The 15,329-nt window shown below is 55.2% G+C and carries 16 protein-coding genes; 9 read left to right on the forward strand and 7 right to left on the reverse strand.

The annotated features are described in order from the left end of the window. Window positions 1–16: 16 nt before the first annotated feature. Together GO984_RS00240 and GO984_RS00245 are read right to left on the reverse strand one after the other, a co-directional pair. On the reverse strand, window positions 17–646 hold the full coding sequence (locus GO984_RS00240) for an alpha/beta fold hydrolase (protein WP_167740159.1): 630 nt from the start codon (window positions 644–646) through the stop codon (window positions 17–19). Window positions 647–901: 255 nt separating this feature from the next. Then, a complete protein-coding gene (locus tag GO984_RS00245) occupies window positions 902–1,321 on the reverse strand; it encodes a cupin domain-containing protein (RefSeq protein WP_138163427.1) in 420 nt (139 codons plus the stop codon). A 55-nt stretch (window positions 1,322–1,376) separates the two neighbouring features. Here GO984_RS00245 and GO984_RS00250 point away from each other — a divergent pair, with 55 nt between their 5' ends. Then, entirely contained in the window at window positions 1,377–2,795 is a 1,419-nt protein-coding gene (locus tag GO984_RS00250) for a protein adenylyltransferase SelO (protein WP_157020608.1), read from the forward strand. Between the two features lie 145 nt (window positions 2,796–2,940). Further along, window positions 2,941–3,639: an endonuclease/exonuclease/phosphatase family protein gene (locus GO984_RS00255; protein ID WP_157020609.1), complete on the forward strand. Its 699-nt coding sequence runs from the start codon at window positions 2,941–2,943 to the stop codon at window positions 3,637–3,639. Between the two features lie 45 nt (window positions 3,640–3,684). Here GO984_RS00255 and GO984_RS00260 read toward each other — a convergent pair whose 3' ends face one another. Beyond that, the gene (locus GO984_RS00260) at window positions 3,685–4,992 is read right to left on the reverse strand and encodes a DEAD/DEAH box helicase (RefSeq protein WP_245230943.1); all 1,308 of its coding nucleotides are present in this window, start codon (window positions 4,990–4,992) and stop codon (window positions 3,685–3,687) included. A gap of 365 nt (window positions 4,993–5,357) precedes the next feature. Between GO984_RS00260 and GO984_RS00265 the strand changes: the two genes are divergently transcribed. Then, window positions 5,358–5,771 carry a Fur family transcriptional regulator gene (locus GO984_RS00265; RefSeq protein ID WP_157020610.1) on the forward strand — a complete coding sequence of 138 codons (414 nt, stop codon included), beginning with the start codon at window positions 5,358–5,360 and terminating at the stop codon, window positions 5,769–5,771. A gap of 45 nt (window positions 5,772–5,816) precedes the next feature. Here the strand turns inward: GO984_RS00265 and GO984_RS00270 are convergent, their stop codons facing one another. Next, window positions 5,817–6,653, reverse strand: a complete 837-nt coding sequence (locus GO984_RS00270) for an isocitrate lyase/PEP mutase family protein (protein ID WP_157020611.1) — start codon at window positions 6,651–6,653, stop codon at window positions 5,817–5,819. Window positions 6,654–6,843: 190 nt separating this feature from the next. Between GO984_RS00270 and GO984_RS00275 the strand changes: the two genes are divergently transcribed. The 3 genes from GO984_RS00275 (at window position 6,844) to GO984_RS00285 (ending at window position 9,756) form a co-directional block, all read left to right on the forward strand. Further along, window positions 6,844–7,728, forward strand: a complete 885-nt coding sequence (locus tag GO984_RS00275; protein WP_157020612.1) for a DMT family transporter — start codon at window positions 6,844–6,846, stop codon at window positions 7,726–7,728. 136 nt (window positions 7,729–7,864) lie between these two features. Then, the gene (eno, locus tag GO984_RS00280) at window positions 7,865–9,142 is read left to right on the forward strand and encodes a phosphopyruvate hydratase (RefSeq protein ID WP_157020613.1); all 1,278 of its coding nucleotides are present in this window, start codon (window positions 7,865–7,867) and stop codon (window positions 9,140–9,142) included. A gap of 146 nt (window positions 9,143–9,288) precedes the next feature. Beyond that, a complete protein-coding gene (locus GO984_RS00285; protein ID WP_245230944.1) occupies window positions 9,289–9,756 on the forward strand; it encodes a GNAT family N-acetyltransferase in 468 nt (155 codons plus the stop codon). Between the two features lie 13 nt (window positions 9,757–9,769). Here the strand turns inward: GO984_RS00285 and GO984_RS00290 are convergent, their stop codons facing one another. The 3 genes from GO984_RS00290 to mazG form a co-directional block, all read right to left on the reverse strand. Continuing rightward, window positions 9,770–10,219, reverse strand: a complete 450-nt coding sequence (locus tag GO984_RS00290) for a GNAT family N-acetyltransferase (protein WP_157020614.1) — start codon at window positions 10,217–10,219, stop codon at window positions 9,770–9,772. Next, window positions 10,216–11,157 (reverse strand): nucleoside hydrolase, encoded by a 942-nt coding sequence (locus GO984_RS00295; protein ID WP_157020615.1) that lies wholly within the window; start codon window positions 11,155–11,157, stop codon window positions 10,216–10,218. Before GO984_RS00295 ends, GO984_RS00290 begins: the two co-directional genes overlap by 4 nt. Before the next feature lie 121 nt (window positions 11,158–11,278). Then, window positions 11,279–12,109, reverse strand: coding sequence for a nucleoside triphosphate pyrophosphohydrolase (mazG, locus tag GO984_RS00300; RefSeq protein ID WP_157020616.1), 831 nt, complete (start codon window positions 12,107–12,109; stop codon window positions 11,279–11,281). Between the two features lie 63 nt (window positions 12,110–12,172). On the opposite strand from mazG, the gene GO984_RS00305 reads away from it, so the two are divergent. The 3 genes from GO984_RS00305 to speB (GO984_RS00315) all read left to right on the forward strand — a co-directional run bounded on the left by GO984_RS00305 (window position 12,173) and on the right by speB (GO984_RS00315) (window position 15,326). Further along, window positions 12,173–13,336 (forward strand): M20 aminoacylase family protein, encoded by a 1,164-nt coding sequence (locus GO984_RS00305; RefSeq protein WP_157020617.1) that lies wholly within the window; start codon window positions 12,173–12,175, stop codon window positions 13,334–13,336. Window positions 13,337–13,417: 81 nt separating this feature from the next. Beyond that, complete coding sequence (speB, locus tag GO984_RS00310) at window positions 13,418–14,386, forward strand: agmatinase (RefSeq protein WP_157020618.1); 969 nt, start codon at window positions 13,418–13,420, stop codon at window positions 14,384–14,386. Continuing rightward, window positions 14,379–15,326, forward strand: coding sequence for an agmatinase (speB, locus tag GO984_RS00315; protein WP_157020619.1), 948 nt, complete (start codon window positions 14,379–14,381; stop codon window positions 15,324–15,326). Before speB (GO984_RS00310) ends, speB (GO984_RS00315) begins: the two co-directional genes overlap by 8 nt. Window positions 15,327–15,329: the final 3 nt, after the last annotated feature.

Consider the following 15,329-nt stretch of genomic DNA (forward strand, 5'->3'; position numbering starts at 1 on the left):
TAGTCCGGGTATAGGATCAGTGTGCGGGGCGGTCCAAAGCTCTACTTAAAACCTCTACAAACGCGTTCGGATTGAAAATCATCTGATCATGACCGACACCGGGGACAACGGCGATTGAGATGCCATTTCTTTTCAGTTCGCTGGGATCAGGAGCGTCGGCCTTAATTTCACCAGTGTTTTCTGGATATGTTTCCTCTCCGTAAACAAATGTCCGCTTCAATGGGAGTGAGAGGAAACTTTGCTTAAAATTGGCGGGTAGATCGACAAGAGATTTGCTGTTTCTATATATGCCCGTGAAGTCGACATCCTCCCAGGCACCACATCTCCATTGAGCCTCTGTATCTCCGTCGCGACCATCCTTTCTCCATTTTGCAAGCAGCTTTGGGAAAAGGGTAGTTACAAACTCGGTTTCAGAGACCGAGGTGAAATACTGTGTTCCCATGCCTCCGCCAGGTGTAACGTTTCCCTCACACACAATCAGTTCGGAGACCAGATCTGGCCTTTGCATGGCCAGGTAGATGGCAACAGTCCCTCCCATGCTGTGCCCGACAATTACGCATTTCTGTAGACCCTCGTGATCTAGGATCTTCGCAACGATTTTTGCATGGTTTTTGCATCGAGTGATCAAAGTCTGAAGGCCGTTCACTATGCCCAACCCCAAGATAGTCGATCAAAATACTGCGGAAGCCACGCATTTTTGGGTGGGTTGCGGTTGGCAGAAAGTTTGCCAAGGACGGAAAGCTGAGTGCGGGTAAATAGACTGCTGCTGGCCCGTACCCTTCGATGACATGATATCGAACAGTGGCGTCAAACTCTTTCAAATAAAGACTATTCATTATGCGTCCCTTTGGATGCTTGTCGACTGAATATCGTTGTGAGCTAGTTAACAACATGACATGTTTCAGTCTCGAAGAATGTCAAATCCGTCTGCGGCCAGTTCAAATCCATCAAATTGAAACCCTGGCGATACAGTGCAACTGACCAAAGTGTATTCTCCAGTTGTCCGTGCGGCTTGCCAATGGCCCTTGGGAACGATGATCTGCGGCGCACCTTTGCTCAGGTCTGGGGTTAGAAGATGGTCCTGGGCGGGGCCTTCGTCGCGTTCAGAGAGCGATAGCGTCAAGGGCGCCCCGGCATGAAAAAGCCATATCTCGGTGGCATCTACCCGGTGCCAGTGGCTGCTTTCACCTGCGGCCAGTAGAAAGTAAATGCAGGTTCCCGTCGCACGTCCTTGATTTTCTGCCTGCCAGGTTTGGCGGTACCATCCCCCTTCTGGGTGCGGCTGTAGATCCAGCTTGGTGATAATGTCTTTTGCAATCATGGCGGGGGCCTTTCTTCACTCTGGCAATTCTGATTTCAGCGCATATGTTCTGCGCATGAGCATGCACATCCCTTTTGACAATTCATACGCCCGGCTGGCGCCCAGTTTCTACAGCAAACAGGCGCCAGACAGGGTGACGTCGCCCAGTTTGCTGGCTTTTAATACCGATCTGGCACAGCTGTTAGACATTTCGCCCGGCGATACCGACGAGATGGCCCAGGTGTTTGGCGGTAACGCGGTGCCGGATGGGGCTGAACCTTTGGCGCAACTCTACGCCGGCCACCAGTTTGGCAACTATAATCCACAACTTGGTGATGGTCGGGCGCTGCTTTTGGGCGAAACGATTGGACGTGACGGGGTACGCCGAGATATCCAGCTCAAAGGATCCGGTAGAACGGCGTACTCCCGCGCGGGCGATGGTCGTGCCTGGCTGGGGCCGGTGCTGCGCGAATATGTAGTCTCTGAGGCCATGCACGCACTTGGTGTTCCCACCACCCGTGCGCTAGCCGCGGTGAGCACAGGAGAAACAGTCTGGCGTGAAACTGGGCTGCCCGGTGCGGTGCTAACCCGAGTTGCCTCCAGTCATCTGCGGGTCGGCAGCTTTCAGATCTTTGCCCGCCGTGGTGAGATCACCAACCTGAAAGCGCTGACAGACTATGCAATCCAACGCCATTATCCTGGGGCTGATGGGCCAATGGGGTTGCTGCGCGCGGTGCGGGATGCGCAGGCTGCGCTGATTGCCAAATGGATGGCTGTTGGTTTCATCCACGGGGTTATGAATACAGATAATTCGTCGATTTCAGGGGAAACCATCGATTATGGCCCCTGTGCCTTTATGGATGTGTATCACCCGCAGACCCTGTTCAGTTCGATCGACCGACAGGGGCGCTATGCCTATGGCAATCAGCCCGATATCGCAGTGTGGAACCTGGCCCAATTGGCCACGGCTCTGATCCAGCAGTTGGACGACCCCCAAACCGGTGTCGAGGAGGCAACTGAGATTGTTCATGCGATGCCAGACATGATGCAAGAGCATTGGCTGCAAAACTTCCGCGCCAAGCTGGGGATAACCACTGCCCGTGATGGGGATTTGAACCTGATTTCGGATCTACTGGCCCTCATGGCTCAGGACCAAAGCGATTTTACCAATACGTTTCGCAGTCTGGGTGCTGGGGAACCCCGTGACCAGTTTATTGACCGCGACAAGTTTGACGCCTGGGAGGCAAACTGGAAAGCGCGGTTACAAGATGAACCTGACCCACAATCCTTGATTCGCCGTAGCAATCCCGGCTTTATCCCGCGCAATCACCGGATTGAGCAAATGATCACAAAGGCGGTTGAGGGCGATTTCACCTTGTTCAACCGGCTAAATCGGGTGCTTTCGCGCCCCTATGAAGATCAACCGGATCAAGCTGAACTGCGCCATCCCCCAAAGTCCGACGAAGTGGTGCAGGCAACGTTCTGCGGAACCTGATCCTCTTCATCTAGCTGAAAATATCCTCGGGGTGAATTGGCCATCGGCCAAGAGGGGCAGACGGCCCCTGTGGTCAAAACACTCAGGTTCACTCTGGACCTGCGGAGCGGATCGCCGCACTAAGAAGACAAGCCTAGGAGTTACGATGCCAGAGCCGACCCTGCGACTTGCCAGCTATAATATTCAGAAATGTGTCGGCCTTGACCTGCGTCGAAAGCCACGCCGTACCTTGCAGGTGATCGAAGGCACCGGTGCCCAAATTGTGTTGCTGCAAGAGGCCGACAAACGCCTCCCGCCACGCCCGGCAGCCTTGCCGCATTTTGTCTTGAATGAAGCAGGCTGGATGGTGGCAGATCTGGGTGGCGCCGGGTCACTGGGCTGGCATGGGAATGCTATTTTGTGGCGTCCGGGAGGCGTGCAGATGCGGGACCACGGGCATATCCACCTGCCTGGGCTAGAGCCGCGTGGCGCCGTCTGGGCTGAATTTGACACTGCCATTGGCCCCCTGCGGGTGGTGGGTGCGCATTTGGGTCTGACAGGCAGGGCCCGGCATGAACAGGTCCTGCATTTGGCCCGCGAGAGTGCGGGTTTTGACGACATTCCTGTGGTTTGGGGGGGGGACTTCAATGAATGGTCGCGCTCCCCTGTGTTGGAACACCTTGCCCCGGCGATGCAGTTTATGGCACCCAAAGCCAGCTTTCCGGCGTTGCGTCCCATTGGGGCGCTAGACCGAATGGCTGTTAGCAAACAGTTGAGTGTGGCCGCACATGGGGTCTACCGTGATCGCCCGGCACATATTGCATCGGATCATCTGCCGGTTTGGGCTGATTTAAGCCGCGCATAAAAAAACGCGCCCTAGACTGAACTGGGACGCGTTTGTGTTTTCTGATCAGGCTGCGGATCGGTTGCCACCACCACCACCGCCGCCACTGCGACGACGACGACGCTGTCCGCCTGGTTTCGCACCGTCGCCACCACCAGCAGAGGACCTGCGTTGGCCACCACCACCGCCGCCACCACGACGACGGCCGCCACCGCCATTGGATTTCTTGGCACCGGGCTGGACTTCCCATGGGGTGCCCGAGGCAACGGGAATGGTGGTTCCCAGCGTTTTTTGAATATCCTTCAGTTCACCCATTTCATCTGGTGAACAGAATGCAATCGCAGCACCGTCTTTGCCCGCGCGTGCGGTCCGACCGATACGATGGACATAGGCGTCCGGTACATTGGGCAGGTCATAGTTGTAGACGTGTTTGACGTCAGGAATATCCAGCCCGCGTGCAGCCACATCGGTGGCAACCAAAACTTTGATCTGGCCGGATTTAAACGCAGCAATCGCACGGTCGCGTTGACCCTGGCTTTTGTTGCCATGGATCGACGCGGTTGAGAAACCAGCCTTTTCCAGCGTCTTCATTAGCTTTTCAGAACCGTGCTTGGTGCGGCCAAAGACCAGCGCACGCTCATCGGTGTGCTTAGCAAGTAGTTCTTTCAGCAGCGAGGTCTTCTCTGCTTTTGCGATAAAGTGAATTTCCTGGGTCACTTTGTCTGCGGCTTTGCCTGGAGGGGAAACCTCGACGCGGACCGGGCTTTTGAGATAGCTGCTGGCAATCTCGTTCATCTGCTTGGGCATGGTGGCCGAGAACAGCATTGTCTGGCGGTCTTCGGGCAACAGGGCTGCGATTTTGCGCAGGGCGTGAATAAAGCCCATGTCCAGCATCTGGTCGGCTTCGTCCAGAACCAGAAAGTCACAGGACCCCAAATTCAAAGCGCGACGGTCAATGATGTCCAGCAAGCGACCTGGTGTGGCGACCAGAATGTCGATGCCACGGCCAATACGCTGGATCTGCGGGTTGATAGAGACACCACCAACGACCAGGCCAACTTTCATCGGGGTGCCGTCAAGCAGGCCCTGGAGCTGTTGACAGATTTGGTTGGCCAATTCGCGGGTCGGCGCCAAAACCAGACCGCGGGCGGTTTTGCCTGCGGGTTTACGGTCGTATTGCATCATCTGTGCAATCAGAGGCACGCCAAAGGCTGCCGTCTTGCCGGTGCCGGTCTGGGCCAGGCCCAAGACGTCGCGGCCCTGCAGCGCATGCGGGATTGCGTGCGACTGAATTGGGGTCGGATCTTTAAAGCCCATGGCTTCAATACGTGTCAGAAGCTTCTCGGGAAGCCCCATAGTTGAGAATTCACTCAAGTCATATCCTTTCGCAGCCGTGCAGATGCAACGGCCGGTGTTTGCCGCATCGCGTGCGGCCAGTTGGGGGCAGGGACCTCAGGTACTGCTGGCCGTATGCCAGAGCGCCGGTCGTCTGCTCGTGCCCCACGCGTGATCTTGGGAACGCAGGTATGTCACTGTAGGCGTTAGAGGCCGAAGCCTCGGAAGGGGACAATTTGCCCGAACGCCTCTGCTCACGCGGCAGAGAGGGATACCTGAAGGGGCAAATGGATGTGGATAAGACGTTTGTCAACCAGATTTCTATTTCGATACCCTATTTTCTGGCACGGTTTCTTTCGTTACATAGGAAAGCCAAGCGCAGTGAGAGCGCACAGAGGATGCAGATGTCTGACACAATCATTTCCCGTTGCGAAGCCAAAGGGCTACGTATGACTGGCCAGCGCCGGATCATTGCGCGTGTCCTTCAGGACAGTGAAGATCACCCGGATGTCGAGGAGCTGTACACCCGTGCCAGTGCGCTGGATGATGGGATTTCGATAGCAACGGTATATCGCACTGTGAAGCTGTTCGAAGAGGCGGACATTCTGGAACGTCTGGAATTTGGCGATGGTCGCGCCCGCTATGAAGATGCGGAACGTGAACATCATGACCACTTGATTGATATGAATACGGGTGAAGTCATTGAATTTGTCGATCCCGAGATCGAAGCCTTGCAGGAAAAAATCGCCAAGAAACTTGGGTACCAGCTGAAAGGCCATAAACTGGAGCTGTACGGCGTGCCAATCCGCAAGGAATAATTGTCCAGTAGGGTTTATGCGCCCAGCTGGGACACTGAACTCAAATTAGCCCGGCGGCGATGGAGGGGCCATCAAGGCGGCTGCTTCGGCATCTCCTATTGCTTCATCTGCATAGGTGAAGGTGCCCTGGTCCAAAACTTCACACGCGGCTCGCATCATTGCCCCCAATGCCGCGCGTGCAAAGGAGCCGCCGACACTGACTCGTTTGACCCCGGCATTGGACAGTTCTTCCAACGACCAGGTCGGCCCACTTAGTCCCATGACGACATTCACTGGTTTATCAACCTCGCGACACAGGGTGGTGATTGATTGCAAGTCAGGCAGGCCGGGCGCATAGAGCACGTCTGCACCAGCCTCGGCATAGGCCTGCAGGCGGGCAATTGTATCTTTGAGGTCAGGATTGCCGTAGAGAAAATTCTCCGCACGGGCCGTCAGTAAAAAGGGCTTGTTCTCACAGGTCTCGGCAGCTGCTCGGACACGGTCAACAGACAGTTCGAAATCGTGGATTGGGGCGTCAGCGTTGCCGGTTGTGTCTTCAATAGAACCACCAACAAGGCCAATGGCCATTGCCTGACTGATGGTTTCGGCGCAGGCTTCGGGGGGGATGCCAAAGCCATTTTCCAGATCTGCGGAAACAGGGAGGTCGGTGGCCTTCGTCACGTCACGGGCATTTTCCAGAATCTGGTCTCGGCTAACGGCCCCTTGCGAATCCCGTTGTCCGATTGCGAAAGCAAGCCCTGCACTGGTGGTCGCCAGAGCCTCAAATCCCAGTGACCCGAGCATTCTTGCGGTGCCGGCGTTCCAGGGGTTGGGCATGACAAAGGTGCCGGGACGAGCGTGAAGGTCGCGAAATTTCTCGTATTTATGAATGAGTGATGTCATTGAGGTTCTCCTAATATACCGAGCATAGCACGATCGGAACAAAGATAGAACATCAAGATTGGTGATGTGTCGCAGCACGACTTGTTGTGATGGTTTGTCGTGAATGGACTAGCTTGATCGGGTGAAATGCGGTTCATCTGTGCAGATTGCGCCAGTTTGTGCTGGCGGTCCTTCCTATGGAAATGCGCGCATGAACAATCTGAATGGTATCCTGCTGGTGGTCGCTTCTATGGCGGCCTTTACGTTGGAAGATATGTTTATCAAGCAGCTTTCGGCTGACTTGCCAGTAGGGCAGATCCTGATTCTTCTGGGAATCGGTAGTGGCAGTGTATTTGCTGCACTTGCCTGGTCTAAGGGGCATAGTCTGCTGGCGCGAGCCGCCTGGAAACCAGCAGCTATCCTGCGCACTATGGCTGAGGCCGTGGGGGCTATGCTTTTTGCCACCGCATTGGCGCGCGTTGATATTTCGACAGTTGCGGCCGTTTTTCAGGCCCTGCCACTGGTCATCACCATGGCTGCCGCGGTTTTTCTAAAAGAACAGGTTGGGTGGCGACGTTGGAGCGCCATTATTGTTGGATTTATCGGTGTTTTGCTGATCATTCGCCCCGGACTGCAGGGGTTTGAGCCTGCTTCGGTGCTGGTCCTGTTGTCGGTGTTCGCAATTGCGGCGCGCGATTTGCTAACCCGGTTTGTTGATACTTCGGTGTCCTCTACCGTGGTTAGTTTTCAAGGCTTTGCGGCGCTGATCGTTGCTGGCCTATTGCTGCTAGTGTTAACCCCTGGCGAGATCACAACGGTAAACAACCCTCAGGCTCTGATGATCTTTGGTGGTATCGTGTTTGGCGTCATGGGGTATTACGGCATTGTGGTAGCGATGCGGGTTGGGGATGCCTCTGCGGTGACACCATTTCGCTATTCACGCCTGTTGTTTTCGATCCTTGCAGGGATGGTGGTGTTCGGTGAACGTCCCGACGTTCTGACGATGACGGGTGCGTCGCTAATCATCGGGTCGGGATTGTATACGTTTCTACGTGAGCGGCGATTGGCACAGGGTGCGCGCGTCGCTGCTGCCTAGGCTGTTGGCGCAAACAGTGTAATGTTAGCCCTAAAGGTCTGAGAAATTGCGTGTTAGCGATAACGCTAGTGGTTTACATTTCCCGGATCCCTGCCTATGACGCAGGCAATCAATTGTCATAGACAGGGATACTCCGATGAGCACCATTATCGACATTCACGCCCGCGAAATTCTGGACAGCCGGGGCAACCCGACAGTTGAGGTTGATGTGATCCTTGAAGATGGCACCATGGGCCGTGCGGCCGTGCCATCGGGCGCTTCGACGGGTGTTCATGAGGCCGTGGAAAAGCGTGACGGCGACAAGAGCCGTTACTTGGGCAAAGGTGTGCTGGAAGCGGTTGCGGCAGTGAACGGCGAGATTGCCGAAGAGCTGTTGGGCTTTGACGCGACCGAGCAGGTTTCCATTGATGGCGCGATGATCGAACTGGATGGCACCGAGAATAAGGGTCGTTTGGGCGCAAATGCTATTTTGGGTGTGTCGATGGCGGTGGCCAAAGCCGCTGCTGATTTCACCACACAGCCTCTGTACCGGTATATCGGCGGCACATCAGCGCGGGTTCTGCCGGTGCCGATGATGAACATCATTAATGGTGGTGAGCACGCTGATAACCCAATCGACATTCAGGAATTCATGATCATGCCAGTGGCTGCGGACAACATCCGCGAAGCCGTGCGCATGGGGTCCGAAGTATTCCACACCCTGAAGAAAGAGCTGTCAGCCGCTGGCCTGTCGACCGGTATCGGTGACGAAGGAGGCTTTGCGCCAAACATCGCGTCGACCCGTGAAGCGCTGGATTTTGTGCTGAAGTCGATCGAAAAGGCTGGCTACAAGCCGGGCGAAGAGATCTATTTGGCGCTCGATTGTGCCGCAACCGAGTATTACAAAGATGGCAAATACGTGCTGTCTGGCGAAGGCAAGACTCTGAGTTCGGCTGAGAATGTCGACTATCTGGCTGCGCTGGTGAACGACTACCCGATCATCTCGATCGAAGATGGCATGTCCGAAGATGACTGGGAGGGTTGGAAAGCCCTGACCGATGCCCTGGGTAACAAAGTGCAACTGGTTGGCGATGATCTGTTTGTGACCAACCCTGCGCGTCTGGCTATGGGTATCGAACAGGGCAGCGCCAATTCGATGCTGGTCAAGGTCAACCAAATCGGAACCCTGACCGAGACCCTGCGCGCCGTTGATATGGCCCACCGGGCTGGGTTCACCAACGTGATGTCGCACCGTTCGGGTGAGACTGAGGACGCAACCATTGCTGATCTGGCCGTGGCAACCAACTGTGGTCAGATCAAAACCGGATCTTTGGCACGCTCTGACCGGCTGGCGAAATACAACCAGTTGATCCGCATCGAAGAGGCGCTGGGTGAAGTTGCGGAATATGCCGGACGTTCAGTTCTGAAAAGCTGATCCAACACCTGCGAAGTCGTTTTTACGCCCCGGCCTTTGGTTCGGGGCGTTTTCTATTTGTGCGATTATTTCATCGTAGCTCGACCTGCACTTGAAAACGCGTTGGCATGCCTCTAATAATTTGATCAAATTATTGAGCTGGAGCAATGATCGTGGGCGAAATGGGAATTGTAATTCGGGACGTCGGCAGTGACGATGTTGAGATTGTCAGTACCTTTGTCGGCTATCTACTGGCAGAACTGACAGGTGGCGATGCTCCTAACGTTGTTGCACTGAAGCAAACCGCACTGGAGGTTTTGGCCAACAACTCGGTAACCGGTTTGTTGGCCCTAAATGAAGAAACACCTGTTGGTCTTATCATGTTGAATGAATGCGCTGCGATTTATGCTGGTGGGCGGTTTGGCGAGATTTCCGAACTTTATGTCTCACCGCAACAACGCTCACATGGGGTGGCAGCGCAACTGGTGGCAGCAGCCGCTGCCTATGGTCAACGCACGGGATGGCAAAGGCTGGAAGTTGGAGCCCCAACACAGCCCGAGTGGAAGCGTACGGTTGAGTTCTATGAACGCAATGGGTTTGCTGAAGTTGGTCCTCGCTTACGCAGGCTGATTTGAGTGCGGTTGATGATTAAAGCTCTTTAGTCATCAGTATATAGCGGTCGCGGGCTTTAAAGCGGGTTCGGGCATAGAGCCGTTGTGCGCTCTCGTCCTCACGGTCCACTTCAAGGTGCAGAGCCGTAATTCCAGCCTCCGCCAGGGTCTTGGGTAGGGCAATCAGAACTTCGGTGGCGATCCCGCGTTTGCGCACTGGTGGGCGGATGTAGAGTTCGTCAATGGCGCCATCCATGCCGCCAAATTCCACTGACCAGCTGAACGTTACAACAACATACCCCACGGGCGCGCGGGTCGGGCCGAGCAGATAGACCGCGCCGTATGGGATACCATTGAGCAGGGGTTCGATGGCCGCCTTGCGGCTGTCCTCACTGCTGGCAATATCCATTTCCGTGTGAAAAGCCGCAACAAGGGCAAGAACCTTGTCCAGATCTTCTGGTTTTGCCAGATGTAAGGCCGCGCTCATAACCGGGCCAGACGGTTTGTGAGCATTTCAAAGAAACCGTCCGCATCTACATCGCCGATAAAGGTTGCATTGGCGGGTCGGTCAGTGACCCCCCACCAGTCGGCAACCGTCATGCCCAATGTGAGCTCGGACTGGGTTTCGATTTCAACATTGATGTGGCGACCGGTGAATAGTTCTGGCTGTATCAGATAGGCGGTGACACAGGGGTCATGCAGTGGTGCGCCTGCCGAGCCATATTTGGCGACATCAAACCGCTCGAAGAATTCAGTCATCTCGGCAACAAAAGTGCCAACTTTGGTGTCCAGGGCGCGAAAGGCTTCAACGCGGGGTTTGGTGACCAGTACCTTGTGAGTGACATCCAGCGGCATCACGACGATAGGACGTCCGGATTTAAACACGATATCTGCGGCTTCGGGATCAACATAGATATTGAATTCTGCTGCCGGGGTGATGTTGCCAACCTCAAAATAGGCCCCCCCCATCAGTACGATTTCCTGCACTTTTTCAACGATGTCAGGCGCTTTCACAAATGCAGCGGCAATATTGGTCAATGGTCCCATAGGGCAAAGCGTGACCGTTCCGGTTTCATGGTTGCGTAGAGTTTCAATGATGAAATCTACTGCGTGACCGGAAGCAAGCGGCATTTCGGGGTCAAACAGTTCCGGACCATCAAGACCGGTTTTACCGTGTACGTGCTCGGCGGTTACCAGTGGGCGCTGTAGCGGGGCATCGCAGCCAGCATAGACTGGCACATCTGTCTTATTGGCCATCTCGCAAATGATGCGGGCGTTCTTTTGGGTCAGCGGCAGTGGCACGTTGCCGGCAACGGCGGTTATGCCAAGCACATCAATTTCGTCAGGGCTGGCGAGGGCCAGCAGAATGGCCACGGCGTCGTCCTGGCCGGGGTCGGTGTCGATGATGATTTTACGTGCCGTCATGTTTGCCTCTGAGAATTGCAAGACCTGACAGTTGCAAGGCGTGTTGCAATTGTCCAGCGGTGTCACCTGTGTTCCGTGTCGGATTGAGTATTTTTAGCAAAAAGAAGCTTTCAGTCACCGCTTAGTTGTCGGTCAGTGCTGCACGCTCAGCGGCTTTTACAACATCCCACAGAGCGTCCATCTCTTCCAGGTTACTGTCAGCAGGGGATTTCCCAATTTCGGACAGTCGTGTTTCAACCCCTTCAAAGCGGCGGATGAATTTGGCGTTGGCGCGGCGCAGGGCGGCTTCGGGTTCGACTCCGAGATGCCGACCCAGATTGGCCATGACAAACATCAGGTCGCCAAATTCCTCTTCGACCGCGTCTTGTGTCAATTCATCGCGCGCTTCGACCAGTTCGGCGCTTTCTTCGGAAATTTTGTCCAGAACGTTTTGCGCGGAGGGCCAGTCAAAGCCGACGCGGGCGGCGCGTTTTTGCAATTTGTAGGCGCGCAACAGGGCTGGCAGGCCCACGGCAACACCGTCCAGCGTGCCTTGCTGGGCTTTTCCGACGCGCTCAGCTGCTTTGATCGCCTCCCAGTCGCGGGTTTGTTGTTCGGCGGATTTGTCGCGCGATTCGGTGCCAAAAACGTGCGGATGACGCGCAACCATTTTGTCCGAGATATTACGCACCACGGATTGAAAGCTGAAATGGCCGGCTTCTTCGCCCATTTGGGTGTGATAGATGCTTTGCAATAGCAGATCGCCCAACTCACCTTCGAGCTCCGGCCAGTCCTTGCGCGCGATCGCATCGGCAACTTCGTAAGCTTCTTCAATGGTGTAGGGGGCGATGGTGTCAAAATCCTGCTCGATATCCCAGGGACAGCCCGTTTTAGGGTCTCGCAGGCGGCGCATGATTTCGATGAGCCGTTCAATACCGGCATCTTGGTCGTGGATCAGGGGATTTTCGGGCATTGCGGCGGCTCTCGTTCCAGTGTCAGATGCATCAATCCCGAGTCTGACCAAGGAGTCCAGCCCATGCCGGTCGTCAACCGTATCGCCGATTTTGCCGAAGACATGAAAACGTGGCGCCAGCATCTGCACACAATTCCCGAATTGTCGTTCGACTTGCCGCAGACTGCCGCGTATGTTGCGGACCGGTTGCGCGAGTTTGGTGTTGATGAATTGCACGAGGGGATTGCCCAAACCGGGATGGTTGCGATTATCAACGGGCAGGGATCCGGACCTACAATAGGACTGCGTGCAGATATGGATGCCCTGCCGATTGCTGAGGAAACTGGTGCTGACTATGCCTCAGGTCATGCGGGGAAGATGCATGCCTGTGGCCATGACGGGCATACATCGATGTTGTTGGGGGCCGCAAAGTATCTGGTCGAAACACGCAATTTTCGAGGGCGTGTTGCACTCATTTTCCAACCCGCGGAAGAGGACGGCGGTGGCGCTGGGGTCATGGTTGAAGAAGGCATTATGGACCGGTTTGATATTGGCCAGGTTTATGGCATCCACAATGTGCCGAACTTACCGGTAGGCGATTTTGTCACCACCTCTGGTGCGCTGATGGCGGCTGTGGATGAGTTTCATATCAATATTCAGGGTGTGGGTGGTCATGGTGCGATGCCGCATGAGACCAACGACCCGGTTGTGGCGGCTTGCGGTATTGTTCAGGCGATCCAGACCATCGTCAGCCGCAATCACTACACCCAACAGGATCTGGTTGTTTCCGTCACGCAGATTCACACGGGCAGCACCGACAATGTGATCCCGGACACGGCCTATATTAACGGCACTGTTCGCACCTTTGATGCATCTGTGCAGGCGATGGTGATGCGGCGGATGCAGGAAGTGGTTGCGGGGCAGGCCGCCAGCTATGGTGTCGAGGCGAAGCTAGACTATGAGTTGGGGTATCCGGCAACCACCAATGACGCGGAAAAGTCTGCTTTTGCGGTGGATGTGGCACGTGAAATCTCTGGCACCGATAAGGTCGACCCTGAAGGCGGGCGTGAAATGGGCGCCGAGGATTTCAGTTATATGCTACAAGCGCGACCCGGCGCCTATCTGTTTCTGGGCCAAGGGGATGGCGCCGGGTTGCACCACCCAAAATACAACTTCAACGACGAGATCGCGCCAATTGGGGCTTCGTTTTTTGCCCGATTGGTCGAGCGCGCACAGCCGCTGAGCTAACGGTTTGCAACACTGGCGAGGTGACAGACGGCAAGTGGTCGGCTATGCCGTGCACAAGTGCTGTCAGAAAGGCGTACTGAAATGGCGTTAGAAGATGCGAAACATTTGGTCGACGAGGCCTTTACACGCGAAGACCTGAAGGGGTTGAGCTTTGAAAACACCTTTGGTGGGGCCACTTCGTTTTTGCGACGCCGGTATCGCAAGGAACTGGATGGTGTTGATATTGCAGTGACGGGGGTTCCGTTTGATCAGGCCGTAACCAATCGGCCTGGTACCAGACTTGGACCTCGGGCGATCCGTGAAGCCAGTGCATTGCAAAGCCCGGATGCGCCCTATGGCTGGGGATATGATCCGCTAACTGAGTTGGCGATTGTCGACTACGGCGATTTGGCGTTTGATTATGCCAATATTTCTGCATTTCCTGCGGCGCTGACGGCCCATGTTCGGCGCATATTGGCGGCCGATGTCGCTTCGGTTGCACTGGGTGGTGATCACTATATCACCTTCCCGATGCTAAAGGCCTATGCCGAGAAGTACGGACCGATGGCGCTGCTTCAGTTTGATGCTCATAGCGATAGTTGGGCGGATGACGATATGGATAGGGTGGATCACGGCACTTTTGTCTATAAGGCCGTCAAGATGGGGCTGATTGATCCGGCGCGCTCGGTTCAAGTCGGTATTCGAACCAGCAATGAAGACACCATGGGGGTGAACATCTTGGATGCAGCCGAGGTACATGAGATTGGACCTGTGGAAACGGCACGCCGGATCAAATCAATTCTGGGGGATCATCCTACCTATTTGAGTTTTGACATAGATGGGCTCGATCCTGCTTATGCTCCGGGCACTGGGACACCGGTTTGGGGGGGGCTGACCTCAGCTCAGGCGGCGCGGATTTTACGTGAAATCGCCGGCATTAATATCAAAGGGGGTGACGTCGTCGAAGTGTCGCCACCGTTTGACACCACCGGCGTCACGGCTATAGCCGGTGCGCATGTGGCTACTGAAATTATCTGCCTCTTAGGTTGGAACAAGAGAAACAATGACTGAGTATAATCAACCCATCAGCGGTAACGATCTGGCCCGGTTTTCTGGTCCGGGGACATTTATGCGGCTGCCCCAGGCGACATCACTTGACGGTCTGGATGTGGCGGTTCTGGGGATCCCGATGGATATCGGCACGTCATGGCGGGCGGGTACTCGCTTTGGCCCTAAACAGATCCGTGCCGAAAGCTCAATGATCCGGCCCTATAATATGGCCACCGGTGCGGCACCGTTTGACTGTTTGCAGGTTGCGGATATTGGCGACTTGGCAATCAACACTTTTTCCCTGACCGATAGCCTCCGCATCATCGAAGCAAGTTATGACGCAATCCTGCGATCCAGTGCGGTCCCAGTGGCGATGGGAGGGGATCATTCGATCACACTGCCTATTCTACGTGCTATGGCCAAGAAATTCGGCCCATTGGCGGTGGTGCACGTAGATGCCCATGCAGATGTAAATGACAATATGTTTGGCGAAAAAGAAAACCACGGGACCGTGTTCCGCCGGGCCTATGAGGAAGGCCTGATTCAGGCCGATAAAACGTATCAGGTTGGGCTGCGCGGCACCGGGTATGGGGCCAGTGATTTCAAAGAGGCCCAAAAATGGGGGTTTCAACAATTCCCGGCCTCTGAGCTGTGGCATCGGTCCCTGAATAATCTGGGTGCGGAAATACGTCGCGATATCGGTGATAGGCCTGTCTATGTGTCATATGATATTGATAGCCTAGACCCAGCTTATGCGCCGGGCACGGGAACACCTGAAATTGGTGGGCTGACAACAGCGCAGGCGCTGGAGCTGATCCGGGCGCTGCGAGGTGTGAATATCGTCGGCTGTGATTTGGTCGAAGTCTCGCCGCCCTATGATACGTCAGGCAACACTGCGCTGACCGGTGCCAACCTGTTGTATGAACTGCTCTGCGTCCTGCCTGGGGTGGCGACCAAATAACGA

The sequence above is a fragment of the Parasedimentitalea huanghaiensis genome (assembly GCF_009753675.1).
In the GTDB taxonomy this organism is placed as follows: domain Bacteria; phylum Pseudomonadota; class Alphaproteobacteria; order Rhodobacterales; family Rhodobacteraceae; genus Parasedimentitalea; species Parasedimentitalea huanghaiensis.

Coding starts and splice junctions, on each gene's coding strand:
- GO984_RS00275 (WP_157020612.1), top strand. CDS start 6,844: ATGAACAATCTGAATGGTATCCTGCTGGTGGTCGCTTCTATGGCGGCC.
- GO984_RS00285 (WP_245230944.1), top strand. CDS start 9,289: ATGATCGTGGGCGAAATGGGAATTGTAATTCGGGACGTCGGCAGTGAC.
- GO984_RS00255 (WP_157020609.1), top strand. CDS start 2,941: ATGCCAGAGCCGACCCTGCGACTTGCCAGCTATAATATTCAGAAATGT.
- GO984_RS00270 (WP_157020611.1), bottom strand. CDS start 6,653: ATGACATCACTCATTCATAAATACGAGAAATTTCGCGACCTTCACGCT.
- GO984_RS00305 (WP_157020617.1), top strand. CDS start 12,173: ATGCCGGTCGTCAACCGTATCGCCGATTTTGCCGAAGACATGAAAACG.
- GO984_RS00290 (WP_157020614.1), bottom strand. CDS start 10,219: ATGAGCGCGGCCTTACATCTGGCAAAACCAGAAGATCTGGACAAGGTT.
- mazG (WP_157020616.1), bottom strand. CDS start 12,109: ATGCCCGAAAATCCCCTGATCCACGACCAAGATGCCGGTATTGAACGG.
- GO984_RS00295 (WP_157020615.1), bottom strand. CDS start 11,157: ATGACGGCACGTAAAATCATCATCGACACCGACCCCGGCCAGGACGAC.
- GO984_RS00250 (WP_157020608.1), top strand. CDS start 1,377: ATGAGCATGCACATCCCTTTTGACAATTCATACGCCCGGCTGGCGCCC.
- GO984_RS00265 (WP_157020610.1), top strand. CDS start 5,358: ATGTCTGACACAATCATTTCCCGTTGCGAAGCCAAAGGGCTACGTATG.
- GO984_RS00245 (WP_138163427.1), bottom strand. CDS start 1,321: ATGATTGCAAAAGACATTATCACCAAGCTGGATCTACAGCCGCACCCA.
- speB (WP_157020618.1), top strand. CDS start 13,418: ATGGCGTTAGAAGATGCGAAACATTTGGTCGACGAGGCCTTTACACGC.
- eno (WP_157020613.1), top strand. CDS start 7,865: ATGAGCACCATTATCGACATTCACGCCCGCGAAATTCTGGACAGCCGG.
- speB (WP_157020619.1), top strand. CDS start 14,379: ATGACTGAGTATAATCAACCCATCAGCGGTAACGATCTGGCCCGGTTT.